At 71.0% G+C, this 22,443-nt stretch carries 23 protein-coding genes and 1 riboswitch; of the genes, 9 read left to right on the top strand and 14 right to left on the bottom strand.

What is annotated here, in order from left to right:
* Position 1: 1 nt before the first annotated feature.
* Positions 2 to 151: a hypothetical protein gene (locus ABFX50_RS23925; protein WP_346149568.1), complete on the bottom strand. Its 150-nt coding sequence runs from the start codon at positions 149 to 151 to the stop codon at positions 2 to 4.
* On the opposite strand from ABFX50_RS23925, the gene ABFX50_RS23920 reads away from it, so the two are divergent.
* Complete coding sequence (locus ABFX50_RS23920) at positions 123 to 305, top strand: hypothetical protein (protein ID WP_346149567.1); 183 nt, start codon at positions 123 to 125, stop codon at positions 303 to 305. The two genes, ABFX50_RS23925 and ABFX50_RS23920, sit on opposite strands and share 29 nt — an antisense overlap.
* On the opposite strand, the gene menD is transcribed toward ABFX50_RS23920, so the two are convergent.
* Together menD and ABFX50_RS23910 are read right to left on the bottom strand one after the other, a co-directional pair.
* Positions 302 to 1,954, bottom strand: coding sequence for a 2-succinyl-5-enolpyruvyl-6-hydroxy-3-cyclohexene-1-carboxylic-acid synthase (gene menD / locus ABFX50_RS23915; protein ID WP_346149566.1), 1,653 nt, complete (start codon positions 1,952 to 1,954; stop codon positions 302 to 304). The two genes, ABFX50_RS23920 and menD, sit on opposite strands and share 4 nt — an antisense overlap.
* Positions 1,951 to 2,877, bottom strand: coding sequence for an o-succinylbenzoate synthase (locus tag ABFX50_RS23910; protein ID WP_346149565.1), 927 nt, complete (start codon positions 2,875 to 2,877; stop codon positions 1,951 to 1,953). The genes menD and ABFX50_RS23910 overlap by 4 nt, the downstream gene beginning before the upstream one ends.
* Positions 2,878 to 2,926: 49 nt before the next feature.
* Here ABFX50_RS23910 and ABFX50_RS23905 point away from each other — a divergent pair, with 49 nt between their 5' ends.
* The 4 genes from ABFX50_RS23905 to ABFX50_RS23890 all read left to right on the top strand — a co-directional run bounded on the left by ABFX50_RS23905 (position 2,927) and on the right by ABFX50_RS23890 (position 7,053).
* Entirely contained in the window at positions 2,927 to 4,084 is a 1,158-nt protein-coding gene (locus ABFX50_RS23905; RefSeq protein WP_346149564.1) for an AMP-binding protein, read from the top strand.
* 49 nt (positions 4,085 to 4,133) lie between these two features.
* Positions 4,134 to 4,463, top strand: coding sequence for a hypothetical protein (locus ABFX50_RS23900; protein ID WP_346149563.1), 330 nt, complete (start codon positions 4,134 to 4,136; stop codon positions 4,461 to 4,463).
* Positions 4,464 to 4,633: 170 nt separating this feature from the next.
* Entirely contained in the window at positions 4,634 to 6,046 is a 1,413-nt protein-coding gene (locus ABFX50_RS23895) for an RNA polymerase sigma factor (RefSeq protein WP_346149562.1), read from the top strand.
* A 440-nt stretch (positions 6,047 to 6,486) separates the two neighbouring features.
* The gene (locus ABFX50_RS23890) at positions 6,487 to 7,053 is read left to right on the top strand and encodes a DUF1062 domain-containing protein (RefSeq protein WP_346149561.1); all 567 of its coding nucleotides are present in this window, start codon (positions 6,487 to 6,489) and stop codon (positions 7,051 to 7,053) included.
* Between the two features lie 213 nt (positions 7,054 to 7,266).
* Here the strand turns inward: ABFX50_RS23890 and ABFX50_RS23885 are convergent, their stop codons facing one another.
* Positions 7,267 to 8,064, bottom strand: coding sequence for a class I SAM-dependent methyltransferase (locus ABFX50_RS23885; RefSeq protein ID WP_346149560.1), 798 nt, complete (start codon positions 8,062 to 8,064; stop codon positions 7,267 to 7,269).
* 443 nt (positions 8,065 to 8,507) lie between these two features.
* Between ABFX50_RS23885 and ABFX50_RS23880 the strand changes: the two genes are divergently transcribed.
* The gene (locus ABFX50_RS23880; RefSeq protein WP_346149559.1) at positions 8,508 to 9,599 is read left to right on the top strand and encodes a DmpA family aminopeptidase; all 1,092 of its coding nucleotides are present in this window, start codon (positions 8,508 to 8,510) and stop codon (positions 9,597 to 9,599) included.
* Here ABFX50_RS23880 and ABFX50_RS23875 read toward each other — a convergent pair.
* Positions 9,553 to 9,951 carry a hypothetical protein gene (locus ABFX50_RS23875; RefSeq protein ID WP_183661364.1) on the bottom strand — a complete coding sequence of 133 codons (399 nt, stop codon included), beginning with the start codon at positions 9,949 to 9,951 and terminating at the stop codon, positions 9,553 to 9,555. The genes ABFX50_RS23880 and ABFX50_RS23875 overlap by 47 nt on opposite strands.
* 157 nt (positions 9,952 to 10,108) lie before the next feature.
* Here ABFX50_RS23875 and ABFX50_RS23870 point away from each other — a divergent pair, with 157 nt between their 5' ends.
* The gene (locus ABFX50_RS23870; protein ID WP_346149558.1) at positions 10,109 to 10,669 is read left to right on the top strand and encodes a TetR/AcrR family transcriptional regulator C-terminal domain-containing protein; all 561 of its coding nucleotides are present in this window, start codon (positions 10,109 to 10,111) and stop codon (positions 10,667 to 10,669) included.
* Positions 10,670 to 10,909: 240 nt separating this feature from the next.
* Positions 10,910 to 11,107 carry a DUF5999 family protein gene (locus tag ABFX50_RS23865; protein ID WP_183661366.1) on the top strand — a complete coding sequence of 66 codons (198 nt, stop codon included), beginning with the start codon at positions 10,910 to 10,912 and terminating at the stop codon, positions 11,105 to 11,107.
* A 4-nt stretch (positions 11,108 to 11,111) separates the two neighbouring features.
* Here the strand turns inward: ABFX50_RS23865 and ABFX50_RS23860 are convergent, their stop codons facing one another.
* Complete coding sequence (locus ABFX50_RS23860) at positions 11,112 to 11,702, bottom strand: alpha/beta hydrolase family protein (RefSeq protein ID WP_183661368.1); 591 nt, start codon at positions 11,700 to 11,702, stop codon at positions 11,112 to 11,114.
* 174 nt (positions 11,703 to 11,876) lie between these two features.
* On the opposite strand from ABFX50_RS23860, the gene ABFX50_RS23855 reads away from it, so the two are divergent.
* Entirely contained in the window at positions 11,877 to 12,230 is a 354-nt protein-coding gene (locus tag ABFX50_RS23855) for a hypothetical protein (protein WP_346149557.1), read from the top strand.
* Here ABFX50_RS23855 and ABFX50_RS23850 read toward each other — a convergent pair.
* The 8 genes from ABFX50_RS23850 to clsA form a co-directional block, all read right to left on the bottom strand.
* Positions 12,214 to 13,044: a hypothetical protein gene (locus ABFX50_RS23850; protein WP_346149556.1), complete on the bottom strand. Its 831-nt coding sequence runs from the start codon at positions 13,042 to 13,044 to the stop codon at positions 12,214 to 12,216. The two genes, ABFX50_RS23855 and ABFX50_RS23850, sit on opposite strands and share 17 nt — an antisense overlap.
* 158 nt (positions 13,045 to 13,202) lie before the next feature.
* Positions 13,203 to 16,043, bottom strand: coding sequence for an aminomethyl-transferring glycine dehydrogenase (gene gcvP / locus ABFX50_RS23845; protein ID WP_346149555.1), 2,841 nt, complete (start codon positions 16,041 to 16,043; stop codon positions 13,203 to 13,205).
* Positions 16,044 to 16,188: 145 nt separating this feature from the next.
* A riboswitch (glycine riboswitch) is annotated at positions 16,189 to 16,281 on the bottom strand.
* A 31-nt stretch (positions 16,282 to 16,312) separates the two neighbouring features.
* Positions 16,313 to 16,933, bottom strand: a complete 621-nt coding sequence (locus ABFX50_RS23840; protein WP_183661376.1) for a MerR family transcriptional regulator — start codon at positions 16,931 to 16,933, stop codon at positions 16,313 to 16,315.
* Between the two features lie 193 nt (positions 16,934 to 17,126).
* Positions 17,127 to 17,597, bottom strand: a complete 471-nt coding sequence (locus tag ABFX50_RS23835; protein ID WP_183661379.1) for a bifunctional nuclease family protein — start codon at positions 17,595 to 17,597, stop codon at positions 17,127 to 17,129.
* A gap of 276 nt (positions 17,598 to 17,873) precedes the next feature.
* Positions 17,874 to 18,500, bottom strand: coding sequence for a transcriptional regulator FtsR (ftsR, locus tag ABFX50_RS23830; protein ID WP_246453709.1), 627 nt, complete (start codon positions 18,498 to 18,500; stop codon positions 17,874 to 17,876).
* A gap of 23 nt (positions 18,501 to 18,523) precedes the next feature.
* Complete coding sequence (locus ABFX50_RS23825) at positions 18,524 to 19,027, bottom strand: double zinc ribbon and FHA domain-containing protein (RefSeq protein ID WP_183661383.1); 504 nt, start codon at positions 19,025 to 19,027, stop codon at positions 18,524 to 18,526.
* 206 nt (positions 19,028 to 19,233) lie between these two features.
* Positions 19,234 to 21,729, bottom strand: a complete 2,496-nt coding sequence (locus tag ABFX50_RS23820) for a mannose-1-phosphate guanyltransferase (RefSeq protein ID WP_183661385.1) — start codon at positions 21,727 to 21,729, stop codon at positions 19,234 to 19,236.
* Positions 21,730 to 21,733: 4 nt separating this feature from the next.
* Positions 21,734 to 22,318 (bottom strand): cardiolipin synthase ClsA, encoded by a 585-nt coding sequence (gene clsA, locus ABFX50_RS23815; RefSeq protein WP_183661387.1) that lies wholly within the window; start codon positions 22,316 to 22,318, stop codon positions 21,734 to 21,736.
* Positions 22,319 to 22,443 lie beyond the last annotated feature (125 nt).

The raw sequence follows: 22,443 nt of genomic DNA, 5'->3' as shown, positions 1-22,443 counted from the left end.
CCTACCAGCTCGCCTCGGGCAGCCCGAAGGCCATGCCCTCCTCCTTGAGCGCCCAGTACGTCACCAGGGTCGGCACGAGGAAGGCGTCCTTGCGCAGGAACAGCTCCACGCTGCTGTCGTCGATGAGGTTGCCGTGCTCGACCGAGCGCATCTTCCCCTCGCTGGCCGCGGGCATGGCCGTCGCGCAGGCGCTCGTCACTCAGCTGGCCGCCGTCGACCCCGCGCGCACGAGCGCCTCCATCGAGGCGGCCGAGGGCATGTGGTCGAAGTTCGGCCTGCTGCACAGGCGGCCGTCCGGCGGCTAGAGCTCCCTGATCGCCGCCTGGGCGGCGTCCCTCAGCTGGCCGTGCAGGGCCGCGTTCGGCTCCCTGTCGGTCCTGACCTCCACGATCCGCAGCCCCTCCCCCCTGACCGCCTTGGGCAGGTCGGAGATGTCCTCCACCAGCCGGTACGGCGTGCCCGTCGCGGCCGCCACGTAGCCGAGGTCCACCCCGTGCGGCGTGCCGAAGACCCGTTCGAACGGATCACGGATCGCCGCCTGCGGCAGCAGCGAGAAGATCCCGCCGCCGTCGTTGTTGACCACCACGAGGCACAGGTCGGGCCGAGGCTCTCTCGGCCCGAGGATCAGCCCGTTCTGGTCGTGCAGGAAGGTGAGGTCGCCCAGCAGCGCGTAGGAGGGGCCGTTGTGCGCCAGCGCCGCCCCCATCGCGGTCGAGACCAGCCCGTCGATGCCCGACACACCCCTGTTGGCCAGCAGCCGCAGCCCTCGCCTTGGCCGCATCGCCTGGTCGAGGTCCCTGATCGGCATCGAGGACCCGCAGAACAGCAGCGCCCCGTTGGGCAGCGAGTCGGCCAGGTCGCGGGCGATGCGCGGCTCGCTCATCCCGCTGGAGTCGAGCAGCTCGTCGATCGCCGCCCTCGCCGCCGCGTCGGCGCGCCGCCACGAGTGCAGCCAGGCGTCGTCGCCCGCCGCGACGGGGATCTCCACCGCCTGCGCCACCTGGGTGGCCGAGCGCGTCGGGTCGGGCCAGCGCGACAGGTCGGTGGCGACCACGATGTGCTCCTGCGCCCCGCGCAGCCACGACAGCAGCGAGCGCGACAGCCCCGGACGGCCGAGCGTGACGACGACGTCGGGCTGGTGGGCCTCGGCGAAGGAGGGCGTGCCGAGCAGGAAGTGGTAGGTGGAGATGGCGTGGTCGCCGTACCTGCCGCCGCCGTTGGGCTCCGACAGCACCGGCCAGCCCGCCATGCCCGCCGCGGCGACGTAACGGCGCACGTTCGCCGCGCCGTCGCCGACCACCAGCACCCCTCGCCTGGTCGGCGGCAGGTGCAGGGCGACGGGCGGAGGGGCGACGCGGGTGCGCACCCACGGCCCCGAGGCGTCGCCGTCGAGCGACTCCACCCACGAGCTGTCGCCGTCGGGGATGAGCGGCTCGCGGAAGGCCAGGTTGAGATGGACGGGCCCGGGGTCGGAGGGCCCGACGGCCCGCTGGTAGGCGCGGCAGGCCAGCGACCGCCAGTAGGCGACCTGCCCAGGCCGCTCCTCAGGCACTCCGACCTCGGCGAACCACCTGGCCGAAGAGCCGAAGACCTTCAGCTGGTCGATGGTCTGGTTGGCACCGGTGCCGCGTAGCTCGGGCGGGCGGTCGGCGGTCAGCACCAGCAGCGGCACCCCCGACTCGCTCGCCTCGATCACGGCGGGGTGGAAGTTGGCCACGGCCGTGCCGGAGGAGCAGATCAGCGCCACGGGACGCTCGGAGCGGCGGGCCAGGCCGAGCGCCAGATAGGAGGCCGAGCGCTCGTCGATGCGCACGTGCAGCCGCACCCTGGACTCGGCGTGCAGGGCGAGCGCCAGCGGGGCCGAGCGGGAGCCCGGCGCCATCACCACGTCGGTCAGGCCGCACCGGACCAGCTCGTCGACCAGAACCGTGGCGAGCGCCGTAGCCGGGTTCACAGGTCCGCCTCCCGCATCCGCCGCAGCCACGACGGCGACTCGATCTCAAACTCCGACAAAAGCGAAAAATCCACTGCAGGACGCAATACTGGCAAGAAACCATCCACGGGGGCCAGCGAGGGACTCGCGACATCGCCTGACAGCAGCGACATGGTCCCCAGACCGCAGGCGTAGGGCAGCGACGGCAGGCACGCCGCCAGCGCCACCCCCGCGGCCAGACCCACCGACGTCTCCACGGCGCTGGAGACCACCGCGGGCAGCCCGCAGGCCTCCACCACCCGCAGCGCGGCCCGCACCCCGCCGAGCGGCTGCACCTTCACCACCGCGATGTCGGCCGCCTCGGCCGCCCTGACCTTCAGCGGATCCTCGGCGCGCCTGATCGACTCGTCGGCCGCGATCGGCACCTCGACCGCCCGCCGCACCGCGGCCAGCTCCTCGAGCGTGGCGCACGGCTGCTCGGCGTACTCCAGGTCGAAGGCGTCGAGCTCCTTCAGGTGCCGTACGGCCGCGGAGACCTCCCACGCGCCGTTGGCGTCCACGCGCAGCCTCCCCGAGGGGCCGAGCGCGTCGCGGACCGCCTCGACCCTGGCCAGGTCGTCGGCGAAACTCTGGCCCCGCTCGGCGACCTTGACCTTCGCGGTGCCGCAGCCCGATCGCCTGACGATCTCGTGGGCCTGCTCGGGCCCGACCGCGGGAACCGTCGCGTTGACGGGCACGCGCGAGCGCACCGGCTCGGGCCAGCCGTCGAAGGCGGCCTCGCGGGCGCAGGCCAGCCAGCGGGCGCTCTCGCGCGGGCCGTACTCGGGAAAGGGGGAGAACTCACCCCACCCGGCGGGCCCCTCGATCAGCACGCCCTCGCGAGCCGTCTGGCCGCGGAAACGGGTGCGCATCGGGATCCGGAAGACCCGCGGCCCAGAACCCATCAACGCACCTTTCCCATGACCACCCGCTGTCGCCACTAACCTTACGAGCATGTGGAGGAACCCGTCGCATCCGGACCGTCCGTTGCGGGCGCTCGTCCTGCCCCCGGGGCCGCGGCTGTTCGAGGCGATCGAGGCGGCGCTGTCCGGCGAGGGTCCCGCCGTCCTCCCCCTGTCCCCCGACCGCCCCGAGGCGGCGCTGGCGACGCTGCGCCCGACGGAGATCGAGACCACCGAGGGCGTACGGCAGGCAGGCGGCGCCGGCGTCGGCGCCGACATCGCCGTCGTCATCGCCACCTCGGGCAGCACGGGGGCGCCCAAGGGCGTCATGCTGACCGCCTCCGCGCTCAGCGCCTCGGCCGCCTCCTCCCTGCGCCGCCTGGGCGCCGCCCCAGGCGAACGCTGGCTGTGCTGCCTGCCGCCCTCCCACGTCTCCGGCCTGCAGGTGCTGGTCAGGTCGCTCCTCAGCCGCGCCGAGCCGATCATCCACGAGCGCTTCGACCCCGCGGCGGTCGCGGGCTCAGGCGCCGAGCACGTCTCCCTGGTCCCCACCCAGTTGCACCGCCTCATGGAGTCGGGCGCCGACCTGAGCGCCTTCCGCACCATCCTGCTCGGCGGCGCCGCCCCAAGACCGGGGCTGCTGGAGGCCGCGAGGCAGGCGGGGGCCAGGATCGTCACCACCTACGGCAGCAGCGAGACCAGCGGCGGCTGCGTCTACGACGGCAGCCCCCTCGACCAGGTGGATCTCAAGATCCGCGACGACGGCAGGATCCTCGTCTCAGGGCCCGTGCTGTTCTCCGGTTACCGCTCGGGCGAGGCGGGAGCCGTCCTGGAGGACGGCTGGTTCGCCACCTCCGACCTGGGCTCGATCGAGAACGGCAGGCTGAGGGTGCTCGGCCGTGCCGACGACGTCATCAACACGGGCGGCGAGAAGGTCGTCGCCGCCTCGGTCACCGAGGTGCTCGCCCGGCATCCCGAGATCGCCGACGTGGCCGTCGTCGGCCGCCCCGACCCCGAATGGGGCCAGGCTGTCGTCGCCGTGGTCGTCCCCAAGGACCCCGCGGCCACCCCCACGCTCGGCCAGCTCAGGGCCTACTGCCGCGACCGGCTGCCCGCCTACGCCGCCCCGCGCGAACTGCGGCTGATGTCCGCACTTCCGCTGCTGCCGAATGGTAAAACCGATCTCGCCGCCCTTCGGACCGGAACCTGAGGCCCGCCGGATGCGTCTTATAGGAGCAGCTGGAAGATAGGAGCCCTTCATGAACCCAACCCGCAAGATGTGGGTGTCCGCGGCGGCTGTCGGCGTCATCGTCGTCGGCGGCGTCTCTGTCGCGGCGGCCGCCTCGGCGGGCAGGCTCGAGAAGGTGAGTCAGGAGACGAAGGTCGTGATCGCCCCGACACCGTCCAGCCAGCCCGCCGAAAGCCAGGATCCCCCCGCCGAAGGGCAGGATCCGGGCGAGGTCGTCTCCCATGAGGTCAACCAGGACCCGCAGGACGCGGTCGACTACTGGACCGACCAGCGCATGGAGGAGGCCGAACCGATGCCCATGCCGGAGGTGAACGGCCAGCTCAACGACGTGGACAACTAGGGCGTCCACTCTCAGGGGCGGCCGCCGGGTCCGGCGGACCGCCCCTTTTTCATCCGGCGCGGGAACAAAATGCGGCAGATGACGTTATTGATACTGGTGCGCCGAGCGGCCGGATCCGCCCCACCACAAACTTTTGACTGACTGCGACTCCGTTTGGAGGAGGTGTCCTCATGCCCCGAACCGCCGTGGCGACCTCGCCTGCCACCCTCGACCAGCTCCTTGACCGAGGACGAGCTCAGGGTCACCTTTCCCTCGCGGAGCTCCGGGAGGCTTTCGCCCTAGCGGGGATCAGCCCCACCGAGGGACGTTCGATACTGCGCGAACTCACCGAGGCCGGGGTGAGCCTGGCCGCCGAGAACGAGCCCTCGCTCGGCAAGAAGGTTCCCGCACCGAAGAAGGCGACCACCACGCGCAAGAAGACCGCCACCACCAAGAGCGCCACGGACAAGACCGGCGCCACGAAGACCGGCACCCCCAAGACGGGTGCCGCCAAGAGCGCCGCCAAGGCGACGGCCGAGTCTCCCGTCAAGCAGCCCGAGCTCGTGGAGCAGGCCGCCGACCCGCTGGCCGTCGACGAGGTCGAGGCCCCCGACGACCTCCAGCTGAGCGCCGAGGACGTCGAGCTCGAGCCCGAGCAGGAGCAGGAGCAGCTCGACCTCGACGACAACCAGTCGGTCATGGGCGACTCCGTCCACACCTACCTGAAGTCGATCGGCCGCCGCACGCTGCTGACGGCCGCTCAGGAGGTCGACCTGGCCAGGCGGATCGAGGCCGGCCTGTACGCGGAGTACAAGCTCGACAGCGAGCAGGATCTCACCCCTGCCAGGCGCGCCGATCTGGAGATGGTGGTCGAGGACGGCAGGCGGGCCAAGGACCACATGCTCGAGGCCAACCTGCGCCTGGTCGTCTCGGTGGCCAAGAAGTACACCGACCGCGGCATGGCCCTGCTCGACGTCGTGCAGGAGGGCAACCTCGGTCTCATCCGCGCGGTGGAGAAGTTCGACTACACCAAGGGCTTCAAGTTCTCGACGTACGCCATGTGGTGGATCAGGCAGGCCATCCAGCGCGGCTTCGCCGACTCCGCCCGCACGATCAGGCTGCCCGTCCACGTGCTGGAGATGCTGTCGAAGCTGTCGCGCATCGAGCGCGACATGCACCAGCGCCTCGGCCGTGAGCCCACGCCTGAGGAGCTGGCCGTCGAGCTCGACAAGACGCCCGACCAGATCGAGGAGCTGCTGCGCACCAGCAGGCAGCCCATCTCGCTCAACGCCACCATCGGCGAGGACGGCGAGACCACGATCGGCGACCTGATCGAGGACGTCGACTCCCCCGAGGCGTCGGAGATCGTCGACAGGCAGCTGCTGGGCGACCAGCTGCGAGGCGTGCTCGACAACCTGTCGCCGCGCGAGGCGCGGATCATGGCGCTGCGCTTCGGCCTGGTGGACGGCAAGCCACACACCCTCGACGAGATCGGCAAGCACCTCGGTCTCACCCGCGAGCGGATCCGCCAGCTGGAGAAGGAGTCACTCTCCAAGCTCCGCCACCCGAGCAACACCCGCCCGCTGCTCGACTGGGCGAGCTGAGAAGAGCCCCGGCCACCGGCCGGGGCTCTTCGCTTTCCGCTCCCACCCCCGACGCCAGCGGCCCCACCCCGACCGCTCCCCGCCGTTCCCTCCGCCTGGCCGCTCCGCCCCTGCTGACCTGCTGACCTGCTGCCCGTGGGCCTGTCGTCGGGTGGATAAATCGATTGCGGGCTCGGCGGGTGATCCCATAACTTGCCGTCGGCATCGTCGAATCCGTCGTGAGGACACCGCGTGACCCCGCCCGCTCTCTCCGCCTGACACCTTTCCCCAGCGCTTCGTCGCCGACCCCGTCGGCACTACCGGGCTGTCCTGTTCCCATGTGCCGCAGCTGGCGGCTCCGCCGGGACGGCTCGGCTCTTCAGCGTTTTCAGGCCGTGTGACGACGGCCTTTGTCAGGCCCGAGAGAGAGCATGTCTTCACAACCCCATAGAGATCATTCCGTGCTGTCCTGGACCGTACGGCGGACCCGCCTGCCCCTGCTGCGCTTCCACTGCCTGGAATGCCGATCAGAGGTGGCCACCGCCGCGGAGGGCAAGTTCCGGGTGAACGCCAACGGCAAGCTGCTCGACGTGTGGCTGCTCGTCCACTGCGTCTCCTGCGACCAGACCTCGAAGATCACCGTACGCGAGCGAGTCCCGGTTCGCTCCATGGATCCCGTCCAGCTCCACGCGTTCGAGACCAACGATCCTGCGCTGGTCATCCAGACGCTCCTGGACCCGTTGATCGCCCGGCGCAACCGGTTCAGCCTCGACTGGAAGGACGCATGGCGTCTGGACACGCCGCCACCGCATCAGCCGGCCGACCCGAGCTGGCCGATCCGGGTGGAGGTCGAGTTCCTCGACCCCGTGCCCATCCGCCCTGAGCGGCTGATCGCCCACGGCCTCGGCATCAGCCGGAGCGAGATCGAACGCCGGATCAAGCCCGAGGTCCGCCTCAACCGCACCACGACCACGAACTTCGCCTTCGTCGTCCTTCCCGTCGCTCAGGGCGGGAGCGGGACGGTGTAGCCGCCCGATCACGTCCAGGTCGCCGACGTCTACACCCGCGCGGGTGTAGGCGTCGCCGGCCGCCTGGCGCACGGAGGCGAAGGCGGGGCCTGCTGCCCGCGCTGGTGAACAGGCCCCGCCACCACGTCCGCCTGGCGAGGCCGGCCGCTGAACCGGATCAACGGCTGAGCCTCTCCGTCACCGGGCGGTCCAGGCGGGGCCGTCCTACCCCGTTCAACCGCGTCTGGTCCCGATGACGACGAGGAACGGCCGGGGCTGGCGAACGCCCCGCTCGTCCCTGTAGCCCTCGAAGAACTCGGCGAACGCGCGGTGCAGCTCCTCGCGCCGGTCGGGGTCGAGCGACTCGGCGAGCGTCCTCGTCGGCCCGTAGACCGTGGAGAAGAGCTCCCAGACCTCCTCGCCCGACTCGCTGACCTGGGGCGCGTCACCCTCCTCGAACCGGAGCTCGAAGTCCTCGCCCAGGCGTTGCTCGACGTACTCGCGATTCCCCCACTGGAAGGGCGAGCCGGCCCCCTGCGGCGGTGGAGGCATGAAGGGCTTCATCACCTTGAACATGTCCACGACACCGCGCTCGTCGCTCCAGTGCCCGAGCGCCAGCCGGCCTCCCGGCCTGCAGACCCGCGCCAGCTCCCGGGCGACGGCCTCGTGGTCGGGCGCGAACATCGAACCGACGCTGGACCCGACGGCGTCGAAGCTCGCCTCCGGGTACGGCAGGCTCTCCGCGTCGCCGACCTCGTAGCTGATGTCGAGGCCGTCGTCGGCGGCCAGCCGCTTCGCGGTCGTGATCAGCGCGGGCGCGAGATCGACCCCGGTGACCTGGCCCCCGGCGCGCGCCAGCAGCGTCGCCAGCGCCCCGGTCCCCGTCGCGACGTCGAGCACTCGCTCTCCGGGGCGAACGTCGAGCGCTCGCGCCACGTGGTCGAGCAGCGGCTGGTAGTGCTCCGGCAGCCGTTCGTAAGGGCCGGTACCCCAGATGACGCTCTGCCGCTTCTTGAGCTCTTCGAACCCCATGCTCGCTCCTTCCGGCGCGCCTGTGACGGCGCGGCGCCGCACACCCCAACCCCCGACGGCCGTACGCAGGCACCTCCCCATCGCACGACACCTGAAAACCCGCTCCAGCCAGGCCGGCTGACGATCAGTCGTTCCCGCCGCGCCGCGTCGCTCGCACGGGCCGGCCCGCGGAGGCCGACCCCGGCTGACGTCCACCAGGCCTGAGCAGCTCAGCGGCGCGAATCACGGGAGGCGAGCGAGGCGGTGCGGGTGACGCCCGCCGGGCACCTTGCCGTCGCCGGCCTGAGTGCCGAACAATGAGGTGGTCCTGCCGAGACACCGGACGGCGCGACATGCGGCGTCCAGCGGCAGGCGGGCGAACCCTTCGTCGGCCGCACCCCCTCGGCTGCGGCAGCGCCCTCGAGCCGCCTCGCCACCCGGTGCGACGACCTGAGGAGATCAGCATGAGAGCCCGCGACCTGCCGCTCACCCTTGATGGTCGCCACGGCCGCCACAACGCCATCACCGACGTGCCCGGCGTCGAGGTCGGCTACGTGACGCTGACCGAGGCGGACGCGCGCACCGGCGTGACCGCGATCCTGCCGAGGGGAAGGCGGAAGGTCGGCCTGCCGTGCGCCGCGGGCACCCACTCGCTGAACGGCAACGGCGAGATGACCGGCGTCACCTGGATCGAGGAGAGCGGCGCGCTGAGCCTGCCTGTCATGATCACCAACACGCACGCCGTCGGCACCGTCCACCGGGGCGTCATCGACTGGGTGGCCGCCCGCCACCCGGGGCTGGCCGCGCAGTGGCTGCTGCCCGTGGTCGCCGAGACCTGGGACGGCTACCTCAACGACATCAACGGCCCCCACGTACGGCCCGAGCACGCCGCCCAGGCCATCGAGGCGGCGGCGACGGGCCCCGTCGCCGAGGGCAACGTCGGCGGCGGCACCGGCATGAACTGCTACTCCTTCAAGGGCGGCTCGGGCACGGCCTCACGGCTGGTCGGCCACGGCCCCGACACCTACACCGTGGGAGTGTTCGCGCAGGCCAACTTCGGCAGCCGCCACGAGCTGACCGTCGCCGGGCACAGGGTCGGCCCCTCGCTGCTCGACGACGACCCGATGGCCACCACCGACTGGTTCGCCCCCTCGGGCGCGGGCTCAGTGATCGTGGTCGTGGCCACGGACGCGCCGCTGCTGCCTGGCCAGTGCAAGGCGCTGGCGCGCAGGGTGCCGTTGGGCCTGGGCAGGACGGGCACCACGGGCAGCCACTTCTCGGGTGACATCTTCCTGGCCTTCTCCACGGCCAACGAGGGCGCCCTGACCAGCGGGTTCACCGTCGACGACGACTACCAGAGCCTGCGTTTCGTGCCGTGGGGCCGGATGGACCCCTTCTACACCGCCGTGGTGCAGGCGGTGGAGGAGGCCGTGCTCAACGCCCTCACGGGCGCGGAGGAGATGATCGGCAGGAACGGGCACCGCTCGCCCGCCCTGCCGATCGGCAGGCTCATCGAGCTGCTGGCACAGGACGGGGCAGGCGCGGGATCCCGGTGAGGCGGTTGGCCTCGCGCAGCGTGCGCAGCCTGTCGACCTCGGCGGTCCACATGGCGCCCTTGGGCGTGGCCTTGGCCTTGCGGCGGGCGAGCCTGTCGTCGTAGGACTTCACGCCGAACGTCGCCCGCTGCCCCGCCTCGGCGGCGCGCAGCGCGTCGGTGAGCGCCTTGTCGAAGTGGAGGCCGGCGGCGCGCAGCTCGAGCTCGGGAGCGCCGGCGGCGCGCAGCTCGCGCAGCACCGCCTCGGCCTGCCTGGCCTTGGCGAGCAGCTCGGGGAAGCTCTTGGAGATCTCCTGGTCTGCGTGGAAGCGCACCTCGGCCTCACGGCTCACACGCGGACGGAAAAACGCCATCGGACAGCTCCCTTTCACTCGTTGCCAGCGGTAGCGTACGCCGTCCCCGGCCCGAACACCCACTCGGGGCCCGCTCCCCCGCGCGCCAGGAGGCCGGCCACGTACACGCCGGGCGAAACGAGTGACCGCCTTTACAAAGTATGGCAGGATGATCTCCATGCCCGCCAAGCGACCACCCGTCCCGCTGTCTCGTGAGCGCATCATCGACGCCGCACTCCACATCGCCGACGGTCAGGGCCTGCGCAGGCTCACCATGCGCAGGCTCGGTGACGCGCTGCAGGTGGAGGCCATGGCGATCTACCACCACCTGCCGAGGGGCAAGGAGGCGCTCATGGACGCCCTGGCCGAGCACGTCACCGCGATCCAGGTCGACCCTGCCCCCACCTGGCAGGAGACCGCCAGGCAGTGGTGCAGGGCGCAGCGCGAGGCGCTCAGGGAGCATCCCGGGGTGCTCGCGCTGGCGCTGACCAAGCCCCCGAAGGGCGCCACGGCCATCGCCATCATGGAGCAGACCGAGCAACTGACCGACGCGGGGCTCAGCGACGCCGCCGAGGCGGTGCGCACGCTGCGGGCCTTCGTCTTCGGCAGTGTCGCGGTGGAGGTGCAGCAGTCGGGATGGGCCGATCCCGAGCGCGACACCTGGACGCGTCGCGACGCCAGAGCCGACGCCGACTTCGAGCGCGGCATGGACGCGATGCTGCGCGGGCTGGGCGGGTAGTCGAGGGTTTACCACAACGTCAGCGTGTCGACGTTGGACCGTTATCTCGCGTAAGGCACCCTGTGTCGTGGGTCACACGATCTGGACCACCCGGGGATCCTCCTTGAATCGTCCGAACGGGCTATGTCGGAAACTGTGACGCACGCCGCACACTTGGCGCAGAATACGAAACAGCCCGAGCTGCTCCCCCGCCGCTTGCCCAGTGCGGGGAGCCACCCAAGAGATATCGGAGGCACGCCGATGTGCCCGCACGACCCGGCCTGTCCGGCTGCTGAGGCTCCCGACCGCGAGGCGGCGCGTACCCTCGCCTCCCACCCCGAGCAGGGGTGGAGCCTTCTGTGCAACGGTGTGGTCCTGTTCGAGGACACCGGGGAGCTGCTGCCCAGCGGTGACGCGATCGCCCCGCACCGGCCCCACCCGCTGGTCGGCGCAGCCTGAGCCCTCAGTAACGCCCCGCGAGCCAGTCGGCGACCACCTCGCCGACCTTCGCGGGGTCCTTCTTGAGATCGTGCCCCTCGCCCCGCAGCACAACCAGGCGTGCGGCGTCAGCGGCGTCGGGCACGCCGAAGGGATCCCTGTCCCCGTTCACCACCAGCACGTCCACCCCCGCGGCCCGCAGCTCGTCGGCCCGTGACTTGTCGGGCCTGCCCGGCGGATGCAGCGGGAAGGCCAGCGCCACCACCGCGTCGGCGCCCACCGCCCCAGCGGTACGGCAGGCCACCCTGGCCCCGTTGCTCCGCCCTCCCTGGACGATCGGGAGCCCCGGATGGCGCGCGACCAGCTCCCGCAGCACCGCGATCCATGCCTCGTCCTGCCGCGCCGGCGAGCCTGGAGCCCTGGCCCCCGCCCTCCTGAACGGCTGGGTCACCCTGGCCACCGTGGCGCCCATCGCGAGCGCCGCCTCGCGCACGGCCAGCAGATCGGGCGCGTCCACCCCGCCGGCCGAGCCATGGGTGAGCACCAGCAACAGCCTCGGCCGCTCGGCCTCGTCGACCTCGGCCAGCGCCGCCCCCCGCGGCGTCATGATCTCCATCCGTCCACGGTAGCGGGGCCGCTACCCGCCGCATCCGCCGCCTCGCGGCCGACGCCTCGGGAGCGACCCTCGCATCTCCCTTCCCCTACCCCGGGAAAACCCCGATGCGGGGAAAGGCCGGTCTCGTCCCGAGGAAGGATGGCGGCAGACCCCAGCGCGTGGGACATTGGCGGCATGTCTGACATCCACGACGATCTGCAGGCGACCCTCGAGACCCGCAAACACCTGGGACCAGACTATGAGGCCGCGCTCGTCGAGTCGTTCGTGGCCAGGCTGGACGCCACCATCGCCGAACGCGTCAAAGCCGAGGTGGATGCCCAGCGGCCGGCCAAGGCCAAGAAGAAGGGCAAGAGCGACGACATCGGCAGCGGGGCGATGGTGCCGATCACCGTCGGCTCACTGGTCCTGGCGATCCCCCTGTCGGCGATCGCAGGAAGCCAGGCGGGCCTCATCGGCCTGGCCATGGTGTGGGTCAGCATCGTCATCATCAACATCGCCGCGGCCGGCTCGGTCATGCGCCGGAGCTGAGCTCGTCCCTGTCGAGGCGCAACCTGACCTGCTCGGCCAGCTCCTGGTCGGCGTGCGAGAGGCCGTAGGCCCAGACCCGCTCGGCGTCGTCGGCCCTGCCCCTCAGCGGCAGCGTACGGGCCAGCAGCTCGATGGCCAGCGAGGTGGACTCGGCCTCGGCGCGCTCGCCCCTGGCGGCGTCCTCGACCACCCCCGCGAACTCCGCGCACGCCAGCTCCAGATGCGCGATGCCCAGCAGCACCCGCAGCCGCCCCGCGTGGGCGCCCTGGGCCAGCGGCAGCGTCTCGACGAGCACCGCGGCCGCCTCCCCCGGCTCGCCGCGATCCAGCAGCAGCTCGGCCAGCTCCTGCGCCGCCGTGCAGCTCAGCTCCGGGTCGCCGACCGAGATCGCCGCCCGCAGCTCCCGCTCGGCCTCCTCCTCGCCGTCGGCGAGGCGGGCCAGCGCCAGGTGCGCCAGCGGCAGGTAGGCGGCCGTGCCCACGCCCAGGACGGCCTGCCAGGCTCCTCGGGCCTGCTCGTCCTGGCCGTCGCGCTCGAAGCCTCTGGCCAGGTGGCAGGCGGCCTGCGCGGCGTACTCGGGATGGCCGGTGGCCAGGGCCGTACGCGCCGCCGACCTGGCGCCCTCGAGATCGCCTCGCTCCTCCAGGACCACGGCGAGACCCACGGCCGCCTGCGCCCTGTCGTGCCCCTCGGGGTCGGCGGCCAGTTGGGCGAAGATCTCGGCGGCGGCCTCGAGATCGCCGCTCTCGGCGAGACGACGGGCCTGTTCGAGCGGGCCGGTGTGCAGCTCGGTGTCGAGTTCGGGGGACGTCAAGAAGGCTCCTTCGACGGCGATCAACGCCGAGCCTAACGATTTCGCGCCGCCGCGTCGCCTGACATGACCATCCTGAGTGCGGCTGTTGGCCACCGCCCGACCCTGCGAAGCCGAACGTGCGGCCTCCCGTAGGGGAAACCGCACGTCCGAAGGGGTGGTCAGTCCTCGTAGGCCGACAGGGGCGGGCAGGAGCACACGAGGTTGCGGTCCCCGTAGGCCTGGTCGATCCGCCGCACCGGCGAGAAGTACTTGCCATCCCTCAGGTCCTGCACGGGGTAGGCCGCCTCGGTCCTGGTGTAGGGGTGCGCCCACTCGTCGGCCACCAGCGACTCCGCGGTGTGCGGGGCGTTGCGCAGCGGGTTGTCGCTCTTGTCGTACGAGCCGTCGGCCACCTTGGCGATCTCGCCGCGGATGGCGACCATCGCCTCGACGAACCGGTCGAGCTCGGCCAGGTCCTCGCTCTCGGTCGGTTCGATCATGAGCGTGCCCGCCACGGGGAAGGACATGGTCGGCGCGTGGAAGCCGTAGTCGATGAGCCGCTTGGCGACGTCGTCGACGCTGACCCCGGTCTCCTTGGTGATCTGGCGCAGGTCGATGATGCACTCGTGGGCGACCAGGCCGCCGCGGCCGGTGTAGAGGACCGGGTAGTGCGGGGCCAGGCGGCGCGCGAGGTAGTTGGCCGACAGGATGGCCTGCTCGGTGGCGGCCTTGAGGCCCTCGCCCCCCATCATCCTGACGTAGGCCCAGGAGATCGGCAGGATGCCCGCCGAGCCGTACGGCGCCGCCGAGACGGGGCCCACGGGCGAGCCCTGCGCCAGCGGGTGACCGGGCAGGAAGGCGGCCAGGTGGCCGCGGACCGCCACGGGGCCCACGCCGGGGCCGCCGCCGCCGTGCGGGATGCAGAAGGTCTTGTGCAGGTTGAGGTGCGAGACGTCGGCGCCGAACTCGCCCGGCTTGGCGAGGCCGACCAGCGCGTTGAGGTTGGCGCCGTCGACGTAGACCTGGCCGCCCGCCGCGTGGACCTTGGCGCAGACCTCGGTGATCGTCTCCTCGTACACGCCGTGCGTGGACGGGTAGGTCACCATGATCGCGGCGAGCTGCTCGGCGTGCTTGGCGATCTTGGCGTCGAGGTCGTCCATGTCGACGTTGCCGTTGTCGTCGCAGGCCACGACCACGACCCGCATGCCCGCCATGACGGCGCTGGCGGCGTTGGTGCCGTGCGCGGAGGAGGGGATGAGGCAGACGTCGCGGTGGGTGTCGCCGTTGGCCCTGTGGTAGGCGCGGATGGCCAGCAGCCCGGCGAACTCGCCCTGCGAGCCCGCGTTGGGCTGGATGGAGACGGCGTCGTAACCGGTCACCTCGGCCAGCCAGCCCTCGAGGGTCTCGACCAGCTCGACGTAGCCGCCCGCCTGCTCGATCGGGGCGTAGGGGTGGATGCCCGCGAACTCGGGCCAGGTGATGGGCTCCATCTCGGTGGTGGCGTTGAGCTTCATCGTGCAGGAGCCGAGCGGGATCATCGACCTGTCGAGCGCGATGTCCTTGTCCTGGAGCCTGCGCAGGTAGCGCAGCATCGAGGTCTCGGAGTGGTGGGTGTGGAAGACCGGGTGGGTGAGGTAGTCGCTCTCGCGCGTCAGCGCCTCGGGCAGGCCGTCCTCGGCGGCCAGGTCGGTCAGCGAGACGCTCACGCCGAAGGCGGCGGCGACCTGCTCCAGGTGGGCCAGCGTGGTCTTCTCGTCGCAGGCGATCGAGACGTGGTCGGCGTCGGCCTGCCAGAGGTTGACGCCGCGCTCGGCGGCGGCGGCCACGACCTGGGCGGCCCTGCCGGGCACGCGGGCGAGCACGGTGTCGAAGAAGTCGTCGTGGACGACCTCGACCCGGCCGGCGCGCAGCGTCTGCGCGAGCGTGACGGCCATGCGGTGGGTGCGCCTGGCGATGCGGCGCAGCCCCTCGGGGCCGTGGTAGACGGCGTACATGCCCGCGATGACCGCGAGCAGCACCTGGGCGGTGCAGATGTTGCTGGTGGCCTTCTCGCGGCGGATGTGCTGCTCGCGGGTCTGCAGGGCCAGCCGGTAGGCGGGGTCGCCGTCGGCGTCGACAGAGACGCCCACCAGGCGGCCGGGCATCTGCCGCTGCAGGCCCTCGCGGACCGACATGTAGGCGGCGTGCGGCCCGCCGAAGCCGAACGGCACGCCGAAGCGCTGCGAGGAGCCGATCGCGATGTCGGCGCCCAGCTCTCCAGGGGCGGTGACGAGGGTCAGCGACAGCAGGTCGGCGGCGGCGACCACCAGGGCTCCGCCGGCGTGCGCCCGCTCGGCCACGGCGCGGAAGTCGCGCAGGCGGCCAGACGCGCCGGGGTACTGCACCAGCACACCGAAGCACTCGGGCAGCTCGCCCTCCAGGTCGCTCTCGACGAGCGAGATGCCCAGCGGCTCGGCGCGGGTGGCCAGCACCGCCTTGGTCTGCGGCAGCGCGTCGGCGTCGACGACGAAGACGTCGCTCTTGGACCTGCCGGCCCTACGCGCCAGCGTCATCGCCTCGGCGGCGGCGGTGGCCTCGTCCAGCAGGGAGGCGCCGGCCACGTCGAGGCCCGTCAGGTCGGAGACGACGGTCTGGAAGTTGAGCAGCGCCTCGAGGCGGCCCTGCGAGATCTCGGGCTGGTAGGGCGTGTAGGCGGTGTACCAGCCCGGGTTCTCCAGCAGGTTGCGGCGGATCACGGCGGGCGTGATCGTGTCGTAGTAGCCAAGGCCGATCATCGAGGTCAGCACCCGGTTGCGGTCGGCGAGCGCGCGCAGCTCGGTGATCACCTCGGTCTCGCTCGCCGCGGCGGGCAACCTGAGCTGATCCTTGGCCCTGATGGCCTCGGGCACCGCCACCGCCACCAGGTCGGCGACCGATTCGAAGCCGACCGCCTCCAGCATCCTGGCCTGCTCGGCGTCGGAGGGCCCGATGTGACGGGTCGCGAAAGGCGGCGCAGCGAGGTCGCTGAGGGGCTCGGTCATGGAACTGCCTCCCAAGGCTGGTGGAGAGCACGGGCGTATGCCGGATCTCCCCCTCTGTCATCAACCTGAGAGGTTCGCCCGCGCGGACGCGGACTTGCACCGTCGGTGAGACACGCCTGGCTGGCGCGCTGCTTTCCAGAGTTGCCTCACCCGAGCGGTACAGGGTGCCTGAGAGATTCCGGGGAGGTTTGCTCCTTCGGCGCCCCGGCTTTCCCGGGGACTCTCCCGCACGGGGTCGTCAGCATCTCCAGGCTACCAGCGATGGCGCATCAGCCCAGTCTCCGGGCCCTCCTGCGCTGGGCCAGCTCGTCAGCGGGGTGGTCGGCCGGGACGTTGTCCTCGACCGCCGCCCGTTCCCCCGGCAGCTCCGCGAGCGATCCCTCGACCTCGCGCCAGACCCTGCCGAGCGCGATCCCGAACACTCCCTGACCGCCCTGCAGCAGGTCGATGACCTCGTCGGGCGACGTGCACTCGTAGACGCTCACTCCATCGCTCATCAGCGTGATCCTGCTCAGGTCGCCGACGCCCCTGTCGCGCAGGTGCTGGACGGCGGTGCGGATCTGCTGCAGCGACACACCGGTGTCGAGGAGGCGTTTGACCACCTTGAGCACCAGGATGTCGCGGAAACTGTAGAGGCGTTGGGAGCCCGAGCCCTGCGCGGCTCTTATCGTGGGCTCCACCAGTCCGGTGCGGGCCCAATAGTCCAACTGCCTGTAGGTGATGCCGGCCGCCGCGCAGGCCGTGGGGCCGCGATAGCCGATGTCGCCAGGCAGAGTCGCGGGCTGCTCGTCGAAGAGCAGGCCCTGCTCCCCGGCACGCTGGCGCGCACTCTCGCGCCGCACCGGGTCTTCCTGGCCGGCCGTCTTTCCCTCGCCGCTGCTGACCGCCACGCGGACCTCCGGCTTTCTCTCATCCCGTGGTCTGATCTGGGGGTTCGTCAATAACAACCACAGGTTTCACTTGCACCGTAGGACCGTGACCATCCGCAGTCAACGATCCGGCTCGGCGCGTCGTGAAGCGTAAATGCAGTGAAATGCCGACCCCAGGTGTTGGCCAAGGGTTCGGGCGCTCACAAAGGGAGTCCTACCCAGCCCGCCCGAAGTCCTCGGGCGTGATGGTGTCAAGGAACTCCCTGAACTTCTCCACCTCATCCTCCTGGTCATCAGGGATGATCACCCCGGCCTCCTGGACGACCTCCTCGCTGGCGAAGATCCGCGCACCCGTGCGCAGCGCCAGGGCGATGGAGTCGGAAGGACGCGCCGAGACCTCCACGCCGTTGGAGAAGACCAGGTCGGCGAAGAAGATGCCGTCACGCAGAGCGACGATGTTGACCGCGCGCAGGCCGACCCCGAGCGCGCTCAGCACGTCGCGGAACAGGTCGTGCGTCAACGGCCTCGGCGGCGGCTCCTCCGCCTGCGCGAGCGCGATGGCCGTGGCTTCGGTCATACCAATCCAGATCGGGAGAAACCTCTCCCCTTGCGCCTCCTTGAGCAGAACGATCGGCTGATTTGTGGGCATTTCTACACGAACGCCCACTACCTCCATCTGCAACACGGGCTGCTCCGAATTCACTGACCGGTGACCCCAGGGGGCTCCGCAATAGTTTGGCCGCTCTTCCGCAATTCAACGTAACACCCGGAGGGCGTGGAATGTCCCCTGCCCCATGGCGTCGCCGACAACCTACCTCGCCTTCCTCGCCAGGTCAGCCCGCTCCACGGGATCGGGGGCTCCGTCCGGCACCCGGCCGGTGCGAGGGGGCGAGGGCGAGCGGGCGAGCGCTGAGGTCCGGCCCCAGGCGGCGCCCAGGCCGGCCGGCGGGAAGCGCGGAGGTCAGCCGCCCAGGACGGAGCGGACCGAGCCGCGCAGCAGGGCCGCGTGCAGCTCGAGCAGCCGGCCGGAGAGCTCGCGCGCCACCTCGTCGGCCTCGCCGATGGCGCCGGGGGCGCGGCGCTTGAGGATGGGGGCCACGCTCTGCTCGACCAGGCCGGCCTCGCGCTCGGCCGCGGCCTTGACCGCGCGCAGGTGCCTGGCGTGCAGGCCGTACTTGGCCAGGGCGCCGACGCTGCGCGCGATCTTCAGCGCGTCCTCGTCGTAGCGACGCGCGACGGGCGCGAGCAGGCCGTAGTCCTCGAGCTCGGTGAGCGCCTCCTCGTCGAGGCCGCTGGCCTCGAGCAGCTCGGCGCGGCTGAGCCGCACCTCCTTGACCTCCGGCACCGCGCGCGGACGGCCGAGCTCCTCGGCCATCTTGTCCTTGATGACGCGCAGCGGCAGGTAGTGGTCGCGCTGCTCGGTGAGGATGAAGCGCAGCTGCTCGACGTGCATGTAGGTGAACTTGCGAAACCCCGAGGGGCTGCGTTCGGGCTCGATCAGCCCCTCGCTCTCCAAGAAGCGGATCTTGGAGACGGTGACGTCGGGGAACTCGCCCTGCAGCAGGGCGAGCACCTCCCCGATGCTCATGTGCGAGCGCGCCGCCTGGGGACTCATGCGCCCCGCGTGAGGAAGACGAGGCGGAACTTGCCGATCTGCACCTCGTCGCCGCTGTGGAGGGGAACCTCCTCGATGCGCTCCCTGTTGACGTAGGTGCCGTTGAGGCTGCCGACGTCGCGGACGGTGAAGGCGCCGCCGGGGTGGCGGTAGAACTCCACGTGCCGCCTGGAGACGGTGATGTCGTCGAGGAAGATGTCGCTCTCGGGATGGCGGCCCGTGGTGGTCAGGTCACGGTCGAGGCGGAAGCGGCTGCCCGCGTTGGGCCCCCTCGTGACGACGAGCAGCGCCGCGCCAGGGGGCAGCTGCTCGACCGCGGCCCGCTCGGCGAGGAGAGCGTCTGCCGTCTCCGCCTCATACGCCTCGATTCCCGCGACGGAGATCGTCGAGGTGGTGTCTCCGGCGACCTCATGTCTGGTCAGCGGCGACCCACACCGGGAGCAGAAACGGGCATCCTCGGGGTTGGCATGACCGCACTGCGTACAGTAGACGCTCGGCATCGATCGGCTCGGCCTCCTACCGCGAAGACGCGGCGACGGTTGATCAGGGCGCCCCTCGCCTCTTCGCTCGTTCACGTTTGCGAATGCCGCAACTTACGCTGATCAGCGGCAAAGGTCAAGGCGAGAGGCTGCACGACAGGTTCGGACGGTGACAAAGTTACCGCCGAGCCGCCCTCAAGGTCCATGCCGCCGCGCCATCTGAGTTGTCACGTTCCCGCCGCCCTCTCCACGATCCGCGCCCACCTGTCCAAAAAGGCCTGGGCGGTGTCGAAGTCGTGGGCCTCGGCCCACAGGTCGGTGGCGGGCTCGGAGGCAGCCGGCAGGATCAGCGCCCAGCGCCCGTCCTCGCCGACCACGCGCACGCCGTCGGTGGTGTCGAGGCGGAAGCCCTCCGCGGCCTCGATCACCGAGCGCATCACCGCCCCCTTGGTCGCCCACGGCGTCGGGACCGTCCGCTTGAGCAGCTTGGCCTCGGGGATCCTCGCGTCGATCTGGCTGAGCGTCAGCCGCGTGCGGGCCACGAGGCCGAGCAGGCGCAGGAAGACGGCCAGGCCGTCGACCGTGGGCCCGAACTCCGGCACGATGAAGCCGCCCCTGCCGTCGCCCGCGAAGATCATGTACGGCCTGGCGGCGGCGGTGGTGAGCGCGTCGAGGGAGGTGGAGGTCCACTCCACCTGGACCCCGTGGAAGCGGCAGACCTGTTCGGCCACCCTGGTGGTCGTGACGGGCAGCGCCACCCTGCCCCTGCGTCGCTCGGCGGCGACCAGGTCGAGCACCACCAGCAGCGCCCGCTCCTCGCTGATGAGCTGGCCCATCTCGTCGACCAGGGCGATGCGCTCGCCCACAGGGTCGAAGCGCACGCCGAAGGAGGCGCGCGAGGAGCCGACGAGCTCGGACAGGCGCTGCAGGTCGCGGCGGCGCTCGGCGAGCGTCTCGGTGGGCGAGGCGGAGTCGAGGCGGGCGTTGACGGTCAGCACCTCCACGCCGAGGCGGCCCAGCAGGGTGGGCAGGACCAGCGAGGAGGTGCCGCCCGCGCAGTCGACGACCACCTTCATGTCGTTGACGCCGGTCATGTCCACGTATCGCAGAAGTTCCTGGGCGTAGTCCTCGACCGCCCTCGCGGGGAAGCTCAGCTCGCCGATCTCGCCGGGGAAGGCCCTGCGGAACTCCTGACGGGAGAAGACGCGCTCCAGCTTGCGCTGGCTGGCCGGGGACAGGTCGGCGCCCCTGGAGTCCATGAAGACGATGTCGACGCTCTGCGGGTCCCCCGAGGTGGTGCGCAGGGCGATGCCGCCGCTGGCGGGCCTTCGGGAGGTGTGGAAGCGGGCCACGGGCAGCGGCATGGCCTCCAGGTCGAGCACGTCGATGGCGCCCGCCGTCAGCGCGCTGATGACGGCGCGCTTGAGCGCTCTGGCCGCGCGGGAGGAGTCGCGCGAGGTGATGACCGTGTCGCCCTTCTTCAGGGTGGTGGCGTAGGCGCTGGCCAGCCGTACGCACAGCTCCGGGGTGATCTCGACGTTGACCAGGCCGCTGACGCCGCGCGGGCCGAACAGGCTGCGCTGGCCGCGCGACTCCCAGATGACGCTGGTGTTGACGACCGCGCCCGCCTCGACGGTCTTGAAGGGGTAGACCTTGACGCCGCTGGAGACGTAGGCCTCGGCCTCGATGACGCACTCGTCGCCGACGACGGCGTTCTCCTCGATCCTGGCGCCGGTCATCAGGTCGGTGTTCTTGCCGATGACGCAGCCGCGCAGGTTCACCCCCGGGCCGATGTAGACGTTGTCGTGGACGACGGCGCGGTGCAGGAAGGCGCCCTCACGCACCACGGCGTTGCTGCCGAGCACGGTGTACTCACGAAGCTCGGCGCCCGCCTCGATCTTGACGTAGTCGCCGATCAGCAGGGGGCCCTTGAGCACGGCGTCGGGGTCGACCGCCGCGCCCTCGCCGACCCAGATGCCCGGCGACATCTCGAAGCCGCCGATGTCGAGGTCGACGCGTCCGGACAGCGCGTCGGCCTGGGCCTTCATGTAGCTCTCGTGGGTGCCGACGTCCTCCCAGTAGCAGTCGGAGACGTAGCCGTAGATGGGCGCGCCGCGCTTGAGCAGGCGGGGGAAGATGTCGGAGGACCAGTCGACGGCCTCGCCGGCGGCGACCTCGTCGAGGACCTCGGGCTCCATCACGTAGATGCCGGTGTTGACGGTGTCGGAGAAGACCTGGCCCCAGGTGGGCTTCTCCAGGAAGCGCTGCACCCTGCCCTGGTCGTCAACGATGATGATGCCGAACTCGAGTGGGTTGGGGACGCGGGTCAGCCCGATCGTGACGAGGGCGGAATTCTCGCGGTGAAACCTGATCATGTCCGATAAGTCGATATCGGTCAGGGCGTCACCGGAAATAACGAGAAAACGATCATCGCGGAGTTTGTCGGCCGCGTTCTTGACGCTGCCCGCCGTGCCGAGGGGAAGGTCTTCGGTGGCGTAGTGCAGGCGCATGCCCAGTTCGTCGCCGTCGCCGAAGTAGCTGCGCACCAGCGCGGCGAGGAACTGGACGGTGACGACGGTCTCGGTCAACCCGTGGCGTTTCAGCAGGCGGAGGACGTGTTCCATGATCGGGCGGTTGACCACGGGGAGCAGGGGTTTGGGCTGGTTCGCGGTCATCGGCCGCAGCCGAGTCCCCTCCCCGCCTGCCATGACGACCGCCTTCACTCGATCACTCCTTCTTCGCAGCGGTTACGAGTTGGCGCACCTGTACCACATACAGCAGTCCTGCCCACCAGTACAGGCCCGTTCCCCAGATGGCGAACGCCCATCCGATAATCCTTGCAATATCGGCATACCAGGCTCCGGTGTGCGAGGCCAGGAAGAGGAGGGGGAAGGCGTACATCAGATTGGCCATGGCGGCCTTGCCGAGGAAATGCACGGGCAGTGCCTTGTAGCCGTACTTGCGGAGCACGGGGAAGAAACATCCGACGAAGATCTCGCGGCCCAGGATGATCGCGACCAGCCACCATGGGATGACCTCGCGCAGCAGCAGGCCGAGCAGGGTGGCGAAGACGTAGAGCTTGTCGGCGGCGGGGTCGATGAGACGGCCGAGCCTGCTGGTCTGGTTCCACGCGCGGGCGATCTTGCCGTCGAGCCAGTCGGTGAACCCCGCGACCATGAGCAGCGCGATCGCCCAGCCGTCCGCCTTGGGCCCGAGAACCAGCCAGAGGAACACGGGGACGCCGAGCAGACGCAGGAAGCTCAGCAGGTTCGGAACCGTCCAGATTCGGTCCTCGGCGGAAGTTTCACTCACGCTGCCGACCCTACTGCGTCACCCACCTGCGCACGCTGAGCCGCCCGCCCGCTGTTTCCGCGCGGGTTCGGCCGCCCGCGGGCGGCAGGGGCTTGCGCGACACCCGGGTGATCGGGTTACGGTGG

The sequence above is a fragment of the Nonomuraea recticatena genome (genome assembly GCF_039533245.1).
Lineage (GTDB): Bacteria > Actinomycetota > Actinomycetes > Streptosporangiales > Streptosporangiaceae > Nonomuraea > Nonomuraea roseola.
This window is presented reverse-complemented; position numbering and strand designations above follow the sequence as displayed.

Bases quoted from the DNA above. Each gene is read 5' to 3' on its own strand.
- ftsR (WP_246453709.1), bottom strand. From the start codon at position 18,500: ATGAGCATCGGGGAGGTGCTCGCCCTGCTGCAGGGCGAGTTCCCCGAC.
- gcvP (WP_346149555.1), bottom strand. From the start codon at position 16,043: ATGACCGAGCCCCTCAGCGACCTCGCTGCGCCGCCTTTCGCGACCCGT.
- ABFX50_RS23860 (WP_183661368.1), bottom strand. From the start codon at position 11,702: ATGGAGATCATGACGCCGCGGGGGGCGGCGCTGGCCGAGGTCGACGAG.
- ABFX50_RS23825 (WP_183661383.1), bottom strand. From the start codon at position 19,027: ATGCCGAGCGTCTACTGTACGCAGTGCGGTCATGCCAACCCCGAGGAT.
- ABFX50_RS23920 (WP_346149567.1), top strand. From the start codon at position 123: ATGAGGTTGCCGTGCTCGACCGAGCGCATCTTCCCCTCGCTGGCCGCG.
- ABFX50_RS23905 (WP_346149564.1), top strand. From the start codon at position 2,927: ATGTGGAGGAACCCGTCGCATCCGGACCGTCCGTTGCGGGCGCTCGTC.
- ABFX50_RS23900 (WP_346149563.1), top strand. From the start codon at position 4,134: ATGAACCCAACCCGCAAGATGTGGGTGTCCGCGGCGGCTGTCGGCGTC.
- ABFX50_RS23865 (WP_183661366.1), top strand. From the start codon at position 10,910: ATGTGCCCGCACGACCCGGCCTGTCCGGCTGCTGAGGCTCCCGACCGC.
- ABFX50_RS23880 (WP_346149559.1), top strand. From the start codon at position 8,508: ATGAGAGCCCGCGACCTGCCGCTCACCCTTGATGGTCGCCACGGCCGC.
- ABFX50_RS23855 (WP_346149557.1), top strand. From the start codon at position 11,877: ATGTCTGACATCCACGACGATCTGCAGGCGACCCTCGAGACCCGCAAA.
- ABFX50_RS23925 (WP_346149568.1), bottom strand. From the start codon at position 151: ATGCGCTCGGTCGAGCACGGCAACCTCATCGACGACAGCAGCGTGGAG.
- ABFX50_RS23910 (WP_346149565.1), bottom strand. From the start codon at position 2,877: ATGGGTTCTGGGCCGCGGGTCTTCCGGATCCCGATGCGCACCCGTTTC.
- ABFX50_RS23870 (WP_346149558.1), top strand. From the start codon at position 10,109: ATGCCCGCCAAGCGACCACCCGTCCCGCTGTCTCGTGAGCGCATCATC.
- ABFX50_RS23875 (WP_183661364.1), bottom strand. From the start codon at position 9,951: ATGGCGTTTTTCCGTCCGCGTGTGAGCCGTGAGGCCGAGGTGCGCTTC.
- ABFX50_RS23885 (WP_346149560.1), bottom strand. From the start codon at position 8,064: ATGGGGTTCGAAGAGCTCAAGAAGCGGCAGAGCGTCATCTGGGGTACC.
- ABFX50_RS23895 (WP_346149562.1), top strand. From the start codon at position 4,634: ATGCCCCGAACCGCCGTGGCGACCTCGCCTGCCACCCTCGACCAGCTC.